Below are 18875 nucleotides of genomic sequence, written 5' to 3'. Positions count from 1 at the left end.
TCTCCGCATGCGGGGAAGAAGCCGGTGACGGTTCTTGTTAAGGAAGATGGACTGTCTTTACGTGATCGAAGTGCAAATATACCGCATTCCCGCCCGCTGTCGATAGTTCGATCATATTTTGGTCGAGGCCTTTGAGGACACCGATCTTGTTCGGATTCTCGCCGAGATCCAAAATAACGAATTCACCTATGAGTTTTCTCAGCTGCTGATCAAAGGTACGCGCAAGTGTAATAGGTGATGGTTTTAGCGGAAACTGCTCCGGAGTTAACGTGTACGGCGTCACGTTAGGATTGTAAGGAATTAAATATTTGAGATGATGCAGTGAAATAATGACGGAATGGTAGACCGGTGAATAAAAGACGAAGAAATCATTCATCACGCTCGTGAGATAGCCATGGATAGATTGATTGCCGGTGATATAAAGCTCAGAGAACATCCCTTTGGCATTCATCAGCACTTTGCGATAGGAGATAGGATCATTTTGCGGTTCGAAAGGTAATTCCGGCACGTCTATTTCTTGAGCCTCACTTTTGGCCAGACGGAGCTGCTGCAAATGGATTAAAGGAACATAGAGAAATTGCGTACCGTTATGAAGCACGAGAATATCTTGACCTATATCAATCAATTTGCCGCGAATAGGAATTGTTTTTCCCGAAATATCAAGCTCGACATAACGGTCTAATAAAGGGTGACGATGTTTCATGAAAATCGACCTCCTTTCATCCTATTAATTGCGTTCATGCATATAGACAGAGTAGACTGGCAAGCAGTCCTGCCGGGATGACAACGTAACAGAAGGCGGATTCTTCCACATGTTCGGGAGTATGATCGCTGTAAGCCGTCCACAACCTATCCATACCGAACGCAAACAAGAGGATATTCCGGGGAGCCTTCGCATGCCAAATCTCGCGAACTGCGGCAGGACGAAACACCGGCTGCAGACATCCATTCGATCGGCACCCCTAGGCCGGATCCATAAGAAGAACCCAGCCCGGGCTGCGACGACAACCTTGATGCCAAATCGTTACCAGCTGCCATTCGACAATCATTTCGTGTGACTATGCCATTTCATGCTGCAGGCTTGATCAGTTAGTACGATAGATACGTTCTCTGCTGCCGACGTGTCCCGTAGACTCAAACAGTGCGATAGGGTCGAGATACGTCTAGGTATTTGTGTGCGGTAATTAAGATACAGCAGCCCTGATAGAGTGTGCATCAAGATAGACAGATGAACAGATGAATGGCATGCGTAAGTCTAGTGCTGCATGTCAATGAGAGGTACAGCAAGGCTGCTGCCGGGGCTGGCAGACTTCGTTCGCCCCGGCTTGCAATCAGCCTTATTTACCACCATAGTAGCCGGTTTTTTTGTTTCCTTTTTTATTCGTTTTCTTCGTTGCGTTGTTGCGTCCGGAACGATTACCGCCGCTGCCGCCGCTTCCACCGCTTCCACCGCTTCCACCGCTTCCGCCAGTTCCGCCGCTGCCGCCGCTGCCGCCGCTGCCGCCGCTGCTGCTGCTATTGCCTTTGCTGCCATTGCTGCCTTTGCTGCCTCTGCTGCCGCCGCTTGCATACGCACCTGCTGTTTTAACGGTTTTGATGTGGTACAACGGAACTTGAACCAATTCAGGGCCAACTACGAGCAGCAATGCTTCATTTCCGACACCTGCTACGAAACCTTCGATGCGTTCTGGTCCACCCCAGTTGATTTGAACGAACTTACGTGTCAGGTTGCGAAGTACGCCTGGAAAGCTATCAGCTTCTACAAATTTAGCGGTAGAGAATCGGCTAGTTTGTCCTGGAACATCCGTTACGCTTTTCACGTGGGAAGTGTTAACGTATACGACGCCTTCTTTTGTTTTCAATACAAGGTAACCTTTTTGAACAGATAGCAATCTTCCTTCTACCGATTCAGGACCACCGCGGTTGATGCGGACCACCATACCTACTTGAGATTCCAAGAAATTGTGACCTCCCATATGTTGACTTTTGTGACTCTTGTGACTTCTGTGACTCTTGTGGCTTCTGTTGTTGTCGCAACATGAGTTTGTTCCCGCCCCTTGGTTCGCAAGCGCTCCAAATGGTTTGTAGCTGACTGCATTGTTTCTGACATCCATACCAAAATCCCTCCATAATTAATAGATTTTGACCTGTACCACGTAGACCACCGGCGCAAATTACGTTACGATCACGACTACCAAAATACCGGTTCATCCATCTCGCTTCGACATTCATCCCTCCATTACTTGCCCCGGTGAAATCTATCATGGGAGACAATTTATAATGTATTTATATGTATCCCATATGTCAGCGGTACTAGATTGATATCTATTTTCTATAAGATTAAGCATATGACCCAGTGCGATTACTAGATTCGCGACATAGCTTGTATAGAATCTATTAAAAGGAGATGAATTCTCAATTGTCCAACAACAACAACAATAAAAGCAACGGCACTCGTGGCTCCCAAGGCACTGGCGGTACGCAAGGATCTCGCGGCTCTAAAGGTTCCCATGGCTCCCAAGGTACCGGCGGTACTCAAGGCTCCCGTGGCTCCAACGGCTCCCGCGGCACTGGCGGCTCCCAAGGTTCCCGTGGCACTAACGGTTCGCGCGGTACTAACGGCTCGCGTGGTACTGGCGGTACGCAAGGTTCCCGCGGTACTAACGGCTCGCGTGGTACTGGCGGTACGCAAGGCTCCCGCGGCAATAACGCTTCGCCTGGTACTGGCGGTACGCAAGGCTCCCGCGGTACTAACGGTTCGCGCGGTACAGGAGGCACTCAAGGTTCCGGCGGCAATAACGCTTCGCCTGGTACCGGCGGTACTCAAGGTTCCAACGGTTCTTGCGGTTGGCCCGGCGTTGAGCCGACACAAGATACAAACGGCTCCTGGGGCTATTCTTACGCGTTGCTGCTTGGCCCGGTAGCAGCCAGCTCGCGTAACTCGAACGGTTCCCAAGGCTCCCGCGGCACTGGCGGCTCCCAAGGTTCCCACGGTTCCAACGGCTCCCGCGGCACCGGCGGTTCCCAAGGCTCGCGCGGTTCCAACGGTTCCCGCGGCACCGGCGGCTCCCAAGGCTCGCGCGGTTCCAACGGCTCCCGCGGCACCGGCGGCTCCCAAGGCTCGCGCGGTTCCAACGGTTCCCGCGGCACCGGCGGCTCCCAAGGCTCGCGCGGTTCCAACGGCTCCCGCGGCCGATAATCTGTGACCAATAGACATCTACCCGCATAGTGTAAATAAGCTGAAGCCTATCGAATGCGATAGGCTTTATCTTTTGCCTAAGGAGATGGTCTAATGTCCGGGGAAGGACTGCCTACTCGAAAAATAACGATAAACAACGAGGACTTGCAGAGGCTCGAATCCAATGTATGGAGCAATGAATTTGCTCCCGTCAAGCTGGAGATGAACGGAAAGACGATAGATGCGCAGCTGCGGTTCCGCGGCGGACACACCCGCAATTATCCGAAGAAATCCTATGAGATCCGTTATGGCGATAATCAAATCCTGCACTGGAATGCAGAGTTCGACGATCCTTCCATGATCCGTAATGCGCTCTCGTTCCATTTCTTCAATATGATCAACGTACCATCGCCAAGAACCAGACATATGTGGCTGGAATGGAACGGCTACCCGCACGGCGTTTATTTAGAAATCGAATCGGTGGATGATACGTTCTTTCGCAGAAGAAACATCGGCTCGCAAGCCCTCATCTACGCGGTTAACGATAAAGCGAACTTCGGCCTCTACGATTCGGAAACCGGAGAACTGAAAGAATCGCTCTTCGACGGCTACCGTGTGATGAAAGGCTCCGATGAAACGAAGACGAAGCTGGTAAAGTTCGTGAAACGGATTAACAATCCCGCGAACAGCTCCTTGAAGAGCTACCTGGCGTATCGGCTTGATATCTACTTATATTTGAAGTGGCTGGCCGGCGCTGTGTTGACGGGCAATTATGACGGGTTTGATCAGAACTACGCGCTGTATGAGCATACGAAAAGCGGCAAGTACCGCATTATTCCTTGGGATTACGAGGGGACATGGGGCCGCAACTGCTATGGGAGACTGTGCGGCAGCGACTTAGTGGACGTTAGAGGATATAATACGCTGACGAGGAAGGTATTGTCTTACAAATCGCACAGACAAATCTACCGTAAAATTCTCACTAATCTACTCGCGAACAAATTCACGGTCAAAACCATTGAACCGATTATCGCCGATATGTACGAGAACTTAAGGCCCGCCATTCGAGATGATTTCACGCGAAAATGGCCCTTATACGCTTTCGATGATGAGCCGCAATTGTTTATCAGCTATATCGAAGAACGCAGGGCCATTGTGCAGGATGAGCTTAATAATTGGGTGGATTAGGCTAAATGTTCGCGTGCGTTAATCGGACGCGAACATTTAGCTTACAGATTGGTTTGCGTTCGAACGAAGCATCGCTTCGAATGCAGCATTCTGCTTAACAGAGTGGTTTGCTTCAAGCTGCGCTTCGTATGAAGCATGCTGCTTCTAAAACAATCCCATACTTAAGTATCGCTCGCCGCTGTCCGGGGCGATGCAAAGTACGCGCCCGCCATCTCCGATTCGGCGGGCCTCCGCCATTGCCGTCCAGACGGCAGCGCCCGAGGAAGGACCTAGGAGCAGCCCTTCTTGGCGGGCTAACAGACGCATCGTCTCGATGGCGTCTTCATCGGACACCTGAACGATTTTATCATAGATGGACGTATTCAGAATGGCCGGTACAAATCCAGGGCTGGTGCCGACAAGCTTATGCGGCCCAGGCTTGCCGCCCGACAGTACAGGCGACCCCAGCGGTTCCACTACGGCTACATAAAGTCCCGGAATCGCAGCTTTCAGCGCTTCCCCGGTTCCCGTAATCGTGCCGCCGGTTCCCGCCGTTGCAACGAAAACATCGAGACGCCCTTCGGTTTGGCGGATGATTTCCTGAGCGGTGGTAGTGCGATGAATCGCCGGATTGGCCGGATTCTCGAACTGATTCGGAATATAGCTTCCCGGCCGTTCTGCTTGCAGCTCGAACGCTCGTTTGATCGCACCCGGCATACGTTCTGCTGCCGGCGTTAGGACAACCTCGGCGCCATAGGCCTTCAGCAGGCCGATGCGCTCCTTCGTCATATTATCCGGCATGACGAGAATCAGCTTATAGCCTCGCGCCGCTGCATTCATAGCGAGCCCGATACCGGTATTCCCGCTGGTCGGCTCGATAATCGTCGCGCCGGGCTTCAGCATCCCTTTCGCTTCTCCCGCTTCGATCAGCGCAAAAGCCGCTCGATCCTTCACGCTTCCGCTCGGATTGAACCGCTCCAGCTTCACCAGCACTTCCGCCGCTCCCGGCTCCTTCAGCCTGCGAAGCGCGACGACCGGCGTGCCGCCAATCAGCTCAGTCACATTATTTACAATACGCGGCATACACAGCACTACCTTCCATTGTCAGCCTCGCGAAGAGGCTCGCTCATGATTGCCGTTCACCCTCCTCAGCACAGAACGCATCAGCCACCAGCCCACAACCGGAAAGGCACCTACGATCAGCATTAGTGATGGAACTATATAAGGGGAACGGTTTATATACGGCAAGATAATCAAATATGATGTTACTCCGATGATCCGGCCAACGGTTAAACCGGCCTCGCGAAGAATGACATACTCCTCCCGCTGCCGCGCGCTGTCCTCATCGCTGCCGATGAGGTCAAATACAGCCGAGGTCATCGGGATGATGTAGAGCGGCATGAACAGCGCTGTACCTAGACCGAATAGGAGCAGTGTGCGATAACTGATCGGCCAGAAAAGCACGCCAACTACCGCTGTAATGGCTACAGCTCCGATTAACATTGCCATGCTTCTTCGATTCGGCTTCATTAAACGCCCGATCAGCCAGAAGCTCACTAAGGCTACGAGAGAAGTAATCAGCGAGAAGTTGCCGAGTTTCCCTTCATTCTTGGTTGCGATGTAGACAAGCAGGCCAATCAAGAACATGAATACGCCTTCGCGCACTCCTTGCGAAACAATCGAGGGAACCGCATAACGCCAAGGATTACCTCGCTCCTTGAGCACTCGCAGTCCTTGAAACCACTCGTATTTCCCACTCGTCTCACGTTTCTTCAGCCAGAAGCTAAGTACAACCGCAACGGCGAAGATAATCGAGGATACGGTGAAAATAATGCTGTAGCCTCGTTCTCCGCTGTTAGCCGTAATCAGCCAGCCCGAAATCCACGGCGCAATGATACCGGCACCTGAGCCAAGCAAGCCTGCCCAACCATTGAATCGATCCCGATTGCCGGGCTCCGTAATTTCGAAATAGACAACATTAAAGGCCAGCCAGAAGCAGCCATTCCCGATGCCGATTAACACGCCTAGCGGGACGACATACGATATTGCAGACTTCCCCAGCATTAATACGACAAAATAGAAAACTCCGGACAACGCGACGCCGAGCCGGAGGCTGTTCATTTTGTTATGCTCCTTCACCCATTTGCCGGCCAGCCAGAACGTCAGTCCGCTTACAATAAACTGAGTAAAATTAAACCAGCCGATCAAAGCGAAGGATTGACTTGCTTTCCATAGATAAACCGGCAGAAACGTACCGGATAACGCATTCGCTGTGCCAAGCAGCGCCTGAACCGCGAGCAGTAAAATCGCTTGGCTGTCCAAAGCGCTGCTGCTATAGTCACGTTTGCCGCCACCGCCCGAAACAGTCCTAAGTTTCTCCCGGGATTTTCCCGCGAACCAGCGTGATTGCACAGCATGTTTGCCTTGCTCCAACAGAATCCCTCCCGCCTGCTGCATGAAGCTGCAGCTTTCTAGGCGTAAGTTGCCCCCATTAGAGACCTAACATGCCGAAAAAGGCTGAATTACAAGAAGTTTCCATTAGTGCTGCCAGCTCGTTCTAGTCTTCCAGATCGACGGCTTTGGTCAGCAATTGAACCAAACGCTCTTGATCTTGTACCGAAAGCCGATTCTGCGTATGGAAGCAAGACGGGCATACATAAAGCTGCAGCTGGAACGGTGTCGAAACGATCGTTTCTCCCAGCGCCGCAGGTGTTCTTGGCTTGAATTGTTCTTGCGTAATAATCTGCGTGCCGGCCTCCAGCATGAACTCCCGGCAGGACGGACATTCCGGCGCTTCCAGCTGTTCATCCAGAATACGCGCCATCGTTTCTTCCAGCGCAAGCTGGTCGCGGTTATAAGGTCTTAGATCAGACAGGTCACGGGTTTCATCTTCATCCCAGCTGTCATCTTCCAAATCCGATTCCGCATCGCTCTCATCGTCCAGTTCGTCATCCGGCTCTGCGCCGCCAAGCGTCAGCGTCCGGTAGCCTGACAATTCATTATCGCAGTGTGGACAATTACGCTCCGGGCCGATCTCTTCGTCCCATACAATTTCAGTGTGGCACCATGGACAGATTGGCTGCTCATCATGTTTATCGCTCATGCCGATTCCTTCTTTCTATTTCAAGATTATTGTAGTAGATAAAAGACGCCAAAAATAACAAATAACGCCGCTAACGCAAATAAAGTTCCCCATAAATATTTCATCGGTAGAGCCTCCGAGTGTGTATCGTTTTCGATCCAGAAAATCCTGTCCCCTAGTTAAGCAACCGTGGCACCAATAACGTAAGAAAGCGAAACGGAAATAATCATGGCAATGAAACCAACCGCCCGATTGTCCTTCTCGATTTCTTCATCAATTCGAAAAACAGGAGTCAGAAATTCAAATAATAAATAAGCGGCAATCAGCAGAGCGAACCCATACGTCGCCCACACCAAGCTATGGTACACGCCTTCATTGGCTTGGATGGAGAAGCGGAACAGGTTGCATATCCCGAAGATTTTGCCCCCTGTCGCCATCGCCACTGCCATGTTGCCACGTTTAATTTCTTGCCAGCATTTATAGCGAGTAACAAATTCAAAGAAATAGAGGAAAACAAGCAGAGCCAGCACCGTCACCGAAACATAAGCAAGCGAGGCTGCAAAATGATTGCTGAGCAATTCGTCGATTTCTTGTTCCATCTCGAAGTCCCACCCGCCTTACTTAAGTTCCGCTACCGTCACGCCGGAGCCGCCTTCACCGTATTTACCAAGGCGATAGCTCTTCACATGCTTATGCCTGCGAAGGAAGTCGCTGATCCCCGAACGCAAGATGCCCGTTCCGTTACCATGAATAATGTACACTTGCCCGAATCCGGCCAAAAACGATTCATCGAGGAATCGGTCAACCTCGAGCATGGCTTCTTCCAAATTCGCACCGCGCAAATCAAGCTCGCTGCGAACATTCTCGTCCCGCGTCCGCTTAAGGCTCGCGGCAATCTTAGGCTGCTGCGTCTTGCCGGATTCCGCCCGCTTCATAAGCTCCAAGTCGCTTAACGCCACTTTCATCTTCAGAATGCCGAGCTGCACAAGCGCTTCGTTGCCGTTAACTTCTACGACGTGACCGCGCTGGCCAAGACTGTAGACCGTAACCTCATCGCCGCTTTCAATTCGCTGCGGCTTGTTCAATTTGGTCTGTTGGCCTTTCGCCGACTTGCTCTTCTCAGGTGTTGCTTCATCAAGCTTACGACGCGCTTCCGTCAGTTTGTGATCCTTAACTGCCGCGCCTTCTTCTTGCGCTAATTTGCGCAGATCGGCAATGATTTGCTCTGCTTCGCGTTTCGCCTTCAACATCACTTCGCGCGCTTCGTCTTGCGCCTTCGCCAGCAGCTTCTCGCGCTGCTCGTCGAACTTCTGACGTTCGCTCTCGTGGCGAGCGCGTTCCATCTCAAGCTCTTTGCGAAGGGCTTCGGCCGTATTACGTTCTGCTTCGGCGCCGATACGATTCTCTTCTAATGAAGCAATCATCGTTTCAACGCGTACATCTTCTTCGCTGACCTCGCCGCGCGCATGATCGATGATGCCGCGCTGCAGGCCAAGACGCTCGGCAATTGCAAAAGCATTGCTTCGTCCCGGAACCCCGATCAGCAAACGATAAGTCGGGCTGAGCGTCGCAATATCGAACTCCATGCTTGCATTGATGACACCTTTGCGGTTATAAGCATAGGCTTTCAGTTCGCTGTAGTGCGTCGTTGCCACGATACGGCAACCGAGCTTGTGCATGTGCTCCAGGATAGCGATAGCCAGTGCCGAGCCTTCCGCGGGATCGGTGCCTGCGCCAAGCTCATCGAGCAGGACAAGACTTTTCGGCGTCATATTTTTGAGAATGCGGATGATATTCGTAAGATGACTGGAGAACGTACTCAAATTTTGCTCGATGCTTTGTTCATCCCCGATATCCGCATACAGCGCGTCAAACACGCATAGCTGACTGCCGTCTTCAGCCGGAACAAACAAGCCGGACATCGCCATCAGGCTGAGCAGGCCGATTGTTTTCAACGATACCGTCTTACCGCCCGTATTCGGACCGGTTACGATGATCGTCGTGTAATCATTGCCAAGTTCGACATCGATCGGTACGACATGCTCGCGATCAATCAGCGGGTGGCGGCCGCGGCGCAGCTTGAAGTAGCCCCGGTCATTCATCCGAGGCAGCGTAGCCCCCATCAAGTGGGCAAGTCGTGCTTTGGCAAAAGCAAAATCAAGGAGACCTAACAGGTCCAAATCAAGGAGCAAATCGTCGGCGTATTCAGCCGTCAATGCCGTTAATTTCTGAAGGATTTTCTCAATTTCGCGCTCTTCGGCCAAACGCAGCTCACGCAGCTTATTGTTAAGCACAACGATCGCTTCCGGCTCAATAAACAACGTTGCCCCGGAACCGGATTGATCGTGAATAATACCGCCGAAGCTGCCGCGGTATTCTTGTTTGACGGGAATAACGTAGCGGTCATTACGAATGGTAATGATCGATTCCTGCAGCATCTTCTGTACGGATGATGAGCGAATCATGCTTTCAAGCTTTTCCCTCACGCGTCCTTCACCGCTGCGAAGCTCTCTGCGAATGGATGCCAGCTCCTGACTCGCGCTGTCCATGACTTCAGCTTGATCATCTATGCACAGCAAAATGGCATCTTCCAGCGGCTTATGTTCCGTTAGCTGTTCAGCCGTAGCGGCAAGCAGCGGGATGGGATGATCATCATGAAGTCCCTGAATATGACGCTTCAGTCGGCGCGAACCTCTGACCGTCTCTGCGATTTCGAGCAGTTCTGCCGGATTCAGCGTTCCGCCTATTCGTGAGCGAAGAAGCGATGGTTTGATGTCGGCAATGCCTCCGAAAGGAGCGCTTCCTTTGAGACGATCCGCTTTGTAAGCTTCATCCGTCACTTGCAGCGCATGCTTCACATCTTCTAAGTCTGAGCTCGGATGAAGCGCCTCCACGACTGATTTTCCAAGCGCGGTTGCGGCATGCTGTCCTAATTTATATACAATTTTGGCATAATCCAGTGTTTGTAATATTTTGTTGTCCAAGCGAGAACACCCCTCTCGTTTCCTATTATAGCCGAACAGCGCGGTGTATGCCACGATCCTGCGCTACCATGAATGGCAGAAGCAAAAAAGGAAACAATACCTGTACACGAGAAGGTAAGCTTCTCCGAACACTGGCCAATGCTTTTGATCCATGCGCTTTTACGCGCTTAAGTGTGGTCAGGAGGCTTTTGTCAAAAAACTTTGTAGGAGGTTTTTCACTATGCATTTCCTGGGTCACGTGGTCAGATTCATTGTATCAGCGATCGTGTTAATGATTGTCGGTTATATTGTACCTCAATTTAGCGTCGGCGGTTTCTGGAGCGCGCTCTTCCTGGCGCTTGTCATCGCGGCGTTAGGTTGGATCATCGAAGGCATCTTCGGCAAACGCGTCTCGCCGTTTGGTCGAGGCATTGTCGGCTTCTTGTGCAGCGCCCTGGTCATCTGGGTGGCGCAGTTCATTGTTGGCGGCGTTTCCGTCACATGGCTGGGAGCGATATTGGCCGCGCTCGTGATCGGGATTATCGACTTGTTTATTCCGGTCAGCACGCCGTATGAAGCTGGACGAGATCACTAAGCGGCATCAAAGCATTCAACAGATCGTCACAGTAATTTTATTCCGGTAACGGTATACTAGAGGAGTTCATAACTATCCGATTCATGAAGGAGCGTTCTCTGGTGAAAAAATTACTGCTCATGTCCTTTATGCTTGTTGCAGCCGTACTTGTCTTAGCCGCATGCGGTTCGAAGAGTTCCGACACTAACAATGCAGGTTCCGGCGTGGAAGAAACCGGCACAGCTGCTTCTGCAAGCATCGTAATCAAAGCATCGCGGTTCGAGTTCGATCAGCCGGTTTACAAGATCAAGAAAGGCGAACCGACCGAAATTACGCTGGAATCCGAAGATGGCGTTCATAACATGGAAGCACCTGACCTAAACCTTACGGTTAACAGCGGCAAACCGAAAGTCGTCACGCTTAATGATGCAGGGGAATACGAATTCCATTGCGATATTATGTGCGGCACGGGCCATTCCAAGATGATTGCCAAGATTGTCGTCGAGTAGACACCGGCGAGCTCGACTTTTCGAAATGGAATAGCAATAACCCGTTCAGCATGTGCTGGACGGGTTATTTTATATTCCGATATTTAATACAGTCTATCAGGAATCCTAATGAAGGTCGTTTTTGGAGCGACTAAACGACATATATCCATTTCACTGACAGCATCGTATAAGAAAGACTTATAGCTCCGCTATTCCACCGGCGTATGTTGTTTGCTACGATGTTTGCAACGATAACGAAGAGGGTGGACAACATGAGTACAGTAAATGGACGAGTAGTAATGATAACAGGTGCGGGCACGGGTCTTGGCCGGGCGACAGCGATCGATTTTGCACGTGATGGCGCTCAAGTTGTACTCCTGGGTCGGCGCCAAGGGAAGCTGGATGAAACAGCCGCTCTCATCGAGGAAGTTCGTCCGGGCAGCAATGCTCTGGTTATTGCCTGTGATATTGCAAGCGTCGAAGCTGTACAGGCTGCTGTCAATCAAGCGATAGCCGCATACGGCCGCGTAGATATCCTCATTAATAATGCCGCTGCATTTGAGCCCGGACGCGTCATTGAACTTACTTCTGAGGAATGGGCCACTCAAATCAGCATAAACCTAACAGGACCTTTTCTCATGACCAATGCCGTGCTGCCTTCCATGCGAGAAGCAAGATATGGTCGTATCATTAATATCACTTCTGGATTGGCGTCAAATGGTGCCGGCGGATATGCGGCTTACAGCGCATCCAAGGCAGGCTTGGAGTCGCTCACACGGACAACAGCGGACGAGGAGCATGAATACGGCATTCTCGTGAATGCTTTTAATCCCGGGACGATCCGTTCCGAGATGCATGCAACCGGCAAGGATCCCCATCAAGTGACCGCTGATCTGCTTCGTTTGGCGGCATTGCCATCAGACGGGACGACAGGAGCCATTGTCGCTTATTAATTGTAGCTTATTAAATGAAAAGAGGGCTGTGCTGCACGCGAGTTTCGATATCGAAACCGGCGTATCGCACAGCCCTCTTCTCTATTCGACTTCCAGAAGTTCAATCCATTCGTTGTACTCTGTCTGAAGCTTGGAGTATTCAATCTTAAGCTTGCCATGTTCGATTTGAAGCTGATCATGGGTTGCTTGCAGTTCTTTGACTGAGGCAAGTGATGCTTCCAGCTCTTCCAGTCTTAAGCTGATCTGCTTGGCTTGCGCCTTCGCTTTCTCCGCTTCATCCTCGCTCAGGAGGAGCTGCTCCAATAAGCCTGCTTCTGCTTCGGCATGCGCCGCCGCCTGCTGCTTGGCCAGCGTAATCTCCGAGTCGGCCGCATGCACTTGATCCATTAGCTTCACATGGGCTTCGTCCGCGATCCGCTCTGCTTCGGCCATTTGCTGCCGCGCCTCGCGCATCAAGTCAGCCGCGCGATCTTCTGCCGCTTGCAAGCGCTCTGCCAGCTGTTCGTTCCGCTCTTCAAGCTGCTTCGCTTCGCTCATAATACGCTCATGCTGTTCTTCCAGCATCAATTGTCCCAGCTGGCTTTCTTCCACAGCCTTCTGCGCTGCCTTCAACTCGCCGCGCAGTTCATCCAGCCGCTCTTCTTGCTGTTGAATGGCCTCGCTGCGGCGGTTTTCCTTCTGTTGCTGATCGGCGAGCCATTGCTCCGCTTGTTCCGCTCTGCTCTCATGTTCACGCAGTTCCTGTTCAAGGCGCGCCACTTTGGAACGAAGTGCCTCGCCCTCTTCTGCCGCTTCCAGCTCGAGCAGTTCGGCCTTCTCTTGTTCCTCGGCAAGCTGATCTTGCATGGAACGCAGTTCCTTGCGCATTTCTTCAAGCTGCGCAGCGAGCTGATCGCGCTCTTGCTGCCATGTGCTCTCGCGGTTCTGTTTCTCCGCAGTGAGCGTAAGATAAAGGCTTTCAGCTTCTGCACGACTGGCTTCAAGCTCCCGCTTGTAGGCGGCTGTAATGGAAGCTGCTTCCGCTTCGCCTTCCTGAAGCGCCTGATCAAGCAGGAATTGAGCGGTCGCCCGCTCCTGCTCCAGCAATGCGGCTGCTGCCGCTTGCTCCCGCTCCAGTAGCGCAGCTGCATCCGTTTGCACCTGCTGGAGCTCTTCGAGAGCAGCTTGGCTCTGCTGTGCCAGCTTCGCCTCGGCGGCAGCGGCGTGCTCCGCAGCGCGTTCGGCCTCGCCTCGCATCCGTTCTAAACGCTCGCGAGCTACCTGGCGAATCCGTTCCACATCCGCCTCGGCCGCGATACGCACCTGCTCGATGCGAGATTGCATTTCCGATCTCGTCTCTTCCAGCTGCCCGGCTGCCGCTTCCGCGGTTGCTTCCTGCAGTGACCGTTCCTTCTGCAGCTCTTCTTGATGGATCATATGCAGCTGCTTCAGTTCGACTGCTGTATATTCTCGCTCCTGAGCAAGCTCTGCTTGCGCAGCTTCACGCACTTGCTCCAGCTGCGCTTCCATTGCGAATTTCGTGCGCTCCAGCTCCTCGCGCGCCTCAATAACAGCAAGCGACTGCGCTTCCACTTCCAGCTCCAGCGTCAGCTGCAGCTCCTCAAGCTCTGCGCGATGAGCGTCGCGCAACTGTGTAAGCTTAGCTTCAGCGGCTTCGCGTTCACTTGCAAGCTGCGCTTCCACTGCTTCGAGCTCGCCTGTCAGCTTGGCAACCGCTGCTTCACGTTCAGCAAGCAGTTGAACTTCTGCGGCTTTGCGCTCGCTTGCCAGCTGCGCTTCCACAGCATCCAGTTCACTAGCCAGCTTAACTGCGGCTTCTTCGCGTTCGGCATGCAGCTGCGCTTCTGCGGCCGCACGCTCGCTTGCCAGCTTCGACTCCACAGTTTCGAGCTCACTGGTCAGCACTGCTTCCATTGCTTCTAGTTCGCTGGCCAGCTTAGCCGCTGCCGCTTCGCGTTCAGCTTGCAGATTCGCTTCCGAGTCCTCGCGTTCACTTGCCAGCTGCGCTTCCATCGCTTCGAGTTCTCTAACCAGCTTAGCTTCCATCGCTTCGAGTTCACTTGACAGCTTAGCTGCCGCTGCTTCGCGTTCAGCTTGCAGATTCGCTTCTGCGGCCTCGCGCTCGCTTGCCAGCTTCTCTTCAGCCGCTTGAATCGTTTGCTCCATCCGGCCTTGCAGGGTCGAGCTAACCAGCTCCAGCTCTTCATGGGCCGCTTCTTGCTCACGATCGAACTCTTCCTGCAATTGCTCGAGTGCTTTACGCGAAGTTTCCCTTACCTCTTCCAGTTCCGCAACGAGCTCCGTGCGTACACGATCGAGCTCCGCTTGTGATGCGGACTGCTCGCTTTCGCGTTCAGCAGTCAACTCTACCCACACCCGCTCAAGCTCAGCTTGCGAAGCATCCAATTCACTAGCATGTTTCGCTTCCAGCTCTGTTCTCGCCTGCGTAAACGCAGCACGAGCTGATTCCAGCTCGCTTGTTAGTTTCGCCGCCCACTCTGCACTCGCACGTGCAAGTTCCTCTTGCGCTGCTTCCTGCTCGAATGAAATCTCTGCCAGAAGCTCCGCTCTTGTACGCTCAAGCTGCTCATTGGAAGCTGCTTGCTCGCTTTCCAGCTTCGCAGTCAGCTCCTGCTGTACTCGAGCCAGTTCCGCTTGGGCTGCGATTTGCTCGCTTTCCAGCTTCGCATTCAGTTCCTGCTGCACTCGTCCCAATTTCGCTTGGGCTGCAGCATTCTCGCTCTCGCGTTCTTCTTGCAACAGAGCCAGCTCTAAACGGGCTGTCTCTTGTGCTTCCTCACGTTCCGCGATCAGCTCCGCTCTTAACCGCTCAAGCTCAGCTCGCGCTTCCTCTTGCTCACGCGCAAGCTCCGCTTTCAATCGCTCGATCTCTGCTCGCAAAGCCTCTTGCTCGCTCTCGCGCTCCGCCTGTACGCGCAGTTGCTCCGCAAGCGCGGCTTCCTGCTCGCTCGCCAGCTTCGCTTCCGCCGCGCCAACCGCTTGCTCCAAGCGCCCTTGCAGCATCGCGCTTGTCCGCTCCAGCTCCTCGCGCGCATCCTCGATCGCCGCTTCCGCTTCCTCCCGCTCTGCGGCCAGCGCCGCCTCCGATCTCTCCAGCTCCGCGAACAGCGCTTCCTCTGCTCTCAGTCTCTCCGCAGCAAGCGCCGCTTCCGCATTCGCTCGCTCCTCAGCAAGCGCCGCTTCCGCATTCGCTCGCTCCTCAGCCAGCACCGCTTCCGCATTCGCTCGCTCCTCAGCCAGTGCCGCTTCCGCATTCGCTCGCTCCGCAACCAGCACCGCTTCCGCACTCGACTGCTCCGCAGCAAGCACCGCTTCCGCATTCGCTCGCTCCGCAATCAGCACCGCTTTCGCACTCGCTCGCTCCTCAGCAAGCGCCGCTTCCGCATTCGACCGCTCCGCAGCCAGCGCCGCTTCCGCATTCGCACGCTCCGCGACTAACGCCGCTTCCGCACTCGCCAGTGCCGCTTCCGCGCTCACGCGTTCAGCCTCAAGCTGGCCGTGCAGCGTGTCCACAATCAGCTTCACCTGCTCCAGCTCCGCTACAGCCGCTTTGCGGCGCTCCTCGGTCTCGTGCATCCGCTCATTTTCGACCCGCAATCTAAACACATCTTCAGCCATATGTACTGCAGCCAGCATAGCGATCTTAGGCATATCCAGTCGCGGATACCCCTTCGCCAGCTTATTCATATTGTCGTCAACAAGCGCTGCAATGCGCTTGATATAGTCAGGGTTATTGTGACCAGCTAGTTTGAATTGATTTCCAAATATATCAACAGTTACACGTGTCCGATCGGCAGCGTTCATGAGGGCATGTCCTCCTATAGGTTCAAGGGTGAAAAATGAGTTCAATGCGACAATCGTTGCCTTCTTCCACTTCTAAAGCATTCCGGGCAAGCCTTACTGTACATGCTTCTCCATGCCGATAATCCGGCAAAATAGAATAAAGCCGCACCGAGATTTGTTCGCAAGGAACTAATTCGATGCGGCAAAGGTCAACTCCTGCCTATTTACGCAATTCCGCTGCAAAAGATTGTTCCAATTTTGTTACAACCTCTGCATGACGCTCCGTTACTTCTTCATCCGTCAAAGTACGCTCTGCATGACGGTATACGAGGGATAGGGCGACGCTCTTTTTATCCGAGCCGAGCTTCTCTCCGGTAAAGATATCAAAGATGCGAACCGACTCCAGCAACGCGCCGGCTGTCTCTTGAACGGCATCGATCAGCTTGCCTGCTGCCACATCGCGGCTAAGCACGACTGCGATATCCCGCTCCATAGCCGGATAACGTGGCAACGCCTTATATACGATGTCGAAATCAGCAGCAGCGTAAAGCGGCGCCAGCTCGATTTCGAGTACATACGTATCCGCCAGATCATGATCGATCTGAGTAGTCGGGTGCAATTGGCCCAGGTAGCCAATGGTTTGCGCACCGCGCTCGCCGTGGTATACAACCGCTGCCGTACGGCCCGGGTGCATATGCTCCGGTTGAGCGGCTTCATAGCTAATGGATCCGCTAACGCCAAGCACTTCCACGAGCGTCTCGAGAATGCCTTTCAGATCGTAGAAATCGTAAGCTTCCGCTTTACGGTTCCACTCCGTTACATTCTTGTTGCCGGTAAGCAGAACGGCAAGACGGTGCTTCTCATGAGGCAAACGAGTAAGTGCCTCTTCATCCGTATGGAAGACGCTGCCGATCTCGAAGATCGCTACGTCGTCGTTTTTACGATTGCGGTTGTACGCGGCTGTTTCCAGCAATTGGGGAAGCAGGCTGGTACGCAGTACACTGCGGTCCTCGCTCATTGGAAGCGCCAGTCGAACAGGGAACAAATCCGCTCCGGCCAGAGCCGGGAACAGCTTCGTGCGATCCGGATGAGTGAAGGAGTAGCTGATTACCTCGTGAAGGCCGGCATCCGTCAGACGTTTGCGCAGCTCGCGGCGAATCGCCTGCGGCTTCGTCAATGCCCCCGGTGTTGCAGCGCCTTCGATTGCCGTCGTCGGGATATTGTCATATCCGAACAACCGCGCAACCTCTTCGATCAAATCCACATCGCGTGTAATGTCGCCGCGTCTGGATGGAACACTTACAGTAAATACCCCATCAGTCGACAATTCAAACGGGAATTGCAGACGGCCGAAAATCGTTTCGATTTCGAGCTTCGCGAGCTCGGTTCCGAGATAACGGTTGATTTTGGCGATGGATACGCTGATTACCGCATCTTTCGGCTGTTCAGTCAGCTCTTCCACGATGCCCTCCAGCACATGGCCGCTTGCATATTTCGCCATAAGCGAAGCAGCGCGATCAAGCGCCGGAATAACGCGAGCCGGGTCAACGCCTTTCTCGAAACGAACGCTCGATTCCGAACGCAAGCCGACTTGACGCGAGGTTTTGCGAATCGTTCCGCCATCGAAACGAGCCGATTCCAGCAAAATATTTACCGTCGCAGCGGTTACTTCCGAATTTGCGCCGCCCATCACGCCTGCAAGCGCCAGCGGCTCTTGACCGTTCGTGATGACCAGCATATGCGGCTCCAGTTTGCGGTCCTGACCATCCAGCGTAGTCAACACTTCGCCTTCGTTAGCCATGCGGACAACAATGCGTCCGCCTTCGACTTTATCCGCATCGAAAGCGTGCAGCGGTTGGCCGTACTCGAGCATAACAAAGTTCGTGATATCGACTACGTTGCTGATCGGACGAATGCCGGCAGCCATCAGACGATTTTGCATCCACTGCGGCGAAGGGCCGATTTGAACGCCTTTAATATAACGCGCCGAGTAGTGCGAGCATTGTTCCTTCGCTTCGATACGAACCGATACATGGGCGGAAGCTTGCTCTACCGAATCGTTCACGCGATTGTCCGGCAGCTTCACGCTGCGGCCTGTCAATGCGCCGATTTCATAGGCAACGCCCAGCATGCTTAGGCAATCCGAACGGTTTGGCGTCAAATCAAGCTCCAGCACCTCATCGTCGATACCGAGCACATCCAGAATCGATGCGCCGATCGGCGTGCCTTCCGGCAGGACAAGGATTCCTTCTTGCTGTTCTTTAGGCAGAAGCTTCTCGTTAAGACCAAGCTCCTTCGCGGAACAAATCATGCCTTGGGATTCTACGCCGCGCAGCTTTGCCCGTTTAATCGCAAAGTCCCCCGGCAATACTGCGCCGATTGTCGCAACCGGAACCAGCTGTCCTGCAGCTACGTTCTTGGCGCCGCACACGATTTGCAGTACTTCAGGACCGCCCACGTCAAGCGTACAAACGCTCAGCTTATCCGCATCGGGATGTTTCTCGCGTGTCAGCACATGACCGACAACTACGCCTGTAACACCTTTGTTGCGGGATTCGACGACATCGATTTCAATGCCTCCGCTTGTCATAAGCTCTGCCAGCTGATCGCCGGTATAGCCGTTTAACTCGATATATTCGCTCAACCATTTATAAGATACGTTCATC

14 protein-coding genes are annotated in these 18875 nt (G+C 53.2%); 5 read left to right on the top strand and 9 right to left on the bottom strand.

The features are described from left to right. Window positions 1-37: 37 nt before the first annotated feature. Complete coding sequence (locus BM412_RS01630) at window positions 38-703, bottom strand: DUF2642 domain-containing protein (RefSeq protein WP_090977246.1); 666 nt, start codon at window positions 701-703, stop codon at window positions 38-40. 634 nt (window positions 704-1337) lie between these two features. Next, window positions 1338-1958 carry a hypothetical protein gene (locus BM412_RS32010; RefSeq protein ID WP_177245606.1) on the bottom strand — a complete coding sequence of 207 codons (621 nt, stop codon included), beginning with the start codon at window positions 1956-1958 and terminating at the stop codon, window positions 1338-1340. Between the two features lie 461 nt (window positions 1959-2419). On the opposite strand from BM412_RS32010, the gene BM412_RS01615 reads away from it, so the two are divergent. Both BM412_RS01615 and BM412_RS01610 read left to right on the top strand, forming a co-directional pair. Beyond that, window positions 2420-3199: a hypothetical protein gene (locus BM412_RS01615; RefSeq protein ID WP_091213043.1), complete on the top strand. Its 780-nt coding sequence runs from the start codon at window positions 2420-2422 to the stop codon at window positions 3197-3199. Window positions 3200-3292: 93 nt separating this feature from the next. Continuing rightward, window positions 3293-4366, top strand: a complete 1074-nt coding sequence (locus BM412_RS01610) for a CotH kinase family protein (protein WP_091213040.1) — start codon at window positions 3293-3295, stop codon at window positions 4364-4366. 144 nt (window positions 4367-4510) lie between these two features. Here the strand turns inward: BM412_RS01610 and cysK are convergent, their stop codons facing one another. The 5 genes from cysK to BM412_RS01585 all read right to left on the bottom strand — a co-directional run bounded on the left by cysK (window position 4511) and on the right by BM412_RS01585 (window position 10411). Next, window positions 4511-5428: a cysteine synthase A gene (gene cysK / locus BM412_RS01605; RefSeq protein WP_091213037.1), complete on the bottom strand. Its 918-nt coding sequence runs from the start codon at window positions 5426-5428 to the stop codon at window positions 4511-4513. Between the two features lie 21 nt (window positions 5429-5449). Then, a complete protein-coding gene (locus tag BM412_RS01600; protein ID WP_256256075.1) occupies window positions 5450-6778 on the bottom strand; it encodes an MFS transporter in 1329 nt (442 codons plus the stop codon). Window positions 6779-6902: 124 nt separating this feature from the next. Further along, window positions 6903-7448 carry a hypothetical protein gene (locus tag BM412_RS01595; protein ID WP_091213031.1) on the bottom strand — a complete coding sequence of 182 codons (546 nt, stop codon included), beginning with the start codon at window positions 7446-7448 and terminating at the stop codon, window positions 6903-6905. Window positions 7449-7606: 158 nt separating this feature from the next. Beyond that, window positions 7607-8026, bottom strand: a complete 420-nt coding sequence (locus BM412_RS01590) for a DUF350 domain-containing protein (RefSeq protein ID WP_091213028.1) — start codon at window positions 8024-8026, stop codon at window positions 7607-7609. Window positions 8027-8044: 18 nt separating this feature from the next. Further along, complete coding sequence (locus BM412_RS01585) at window positions 8045-10411, bottom strand: endonuclease MutS2 (RefSeq protein WP_091213025.1); 2367 nt, start codon at window positions 10409-10411, stop codon at window positions 8045-8047. A 220-nt stretch (window positions 10412-10631) separates the two neighbouring features. Here BM412_RS01585 and BM412_RS01580 point away from each other — a divergent pair, with 220 nt between their 5' ends. The 3 genes from BM412_RS01580 to BM412_RS01570 all read left to right on the top strand — a co-directional run bounded on the left by BM412_RS01580 (window position 10632) and on the right by BM412_RS01570 (window position 12405). After that, entirely contained in the window at window positions 10632-10985 is a 354-nt protein-coding gene (locus BM412_RS01580) for a phage holin family protein (protein WP_091213023.1), read from the top strand. A gap of 101 nt (window positions 10986-11086) precedes the next feature. Then, the gene (locus BM412_RS01575) at window positions 11087-11473 is read left to right on the top strand and encodes a cupredoxin domain-containing protein (RefSeq protein ID WP_091220079.1); all 387 of its coding nucleotides are present in this window, start codon (window positions 11087-11089) and stop codon (window positions 11471-11473) included. 251 nt (window positions 11474-11724) lie between these two features. Beyond that, on the top strand, window positions 11725-12405 hold the full coding sequence (locus tag BM412_RS01570; protein WP_091213020.1) for an SDR family NAD(P)-dependent oxidoreductase: 681 nt from the start codon (window positions 11725-11727) through the stop codon (window positions 12403-12405). Window positions 12406-12486: 81 nt separating this feature from the next. Here BM412_RS01570 and BM412_RS01565 read toward each other — a convergent pair whose 3' ends face one another. Both BM412_RS01565 and pheT read right to left on the bottom strand, forming a co-directional pair. After that, window positions 12487-16230 (bottom strand): hypothetical protein, encoded by a 3744-nt coding sequence (locus tag BM412_RS01565; RefSeq protein WP_091213018.1) that lies wholly within the window; start codon window positions 16228-16230, stop codon window positions 12487-12489. Window positions 16231-16429: 199 nt separating this feature from the next. Further along, a complete protein-coding gene (gene pheT / locus BM412_RS01560; RefSeq protein WP_091213015.1) occupies window positions 16430-18874 on the bottom strand; it encodes a phenylalanine--tRNA ligase subunit beta in 2445 nt (814 codons plus the stop codon). Window position 18875 lies beyond the last annotated feature (1 nt).

It is taken from the genome of Paenibacillus sp. BC26 (assembly GCF_900116125.1).
Lineage (GTDB): Bacteria > Bacillota > Bacilli > Paenibacillales > Paenibacillaceae > Paenibacillus_Z > Paenibacillus_Z lignilyticus.
Note: the sequence above shows the minus strand (reverse complement) of the source record. Positions and strands in the feature narration are given on the sequence as shown.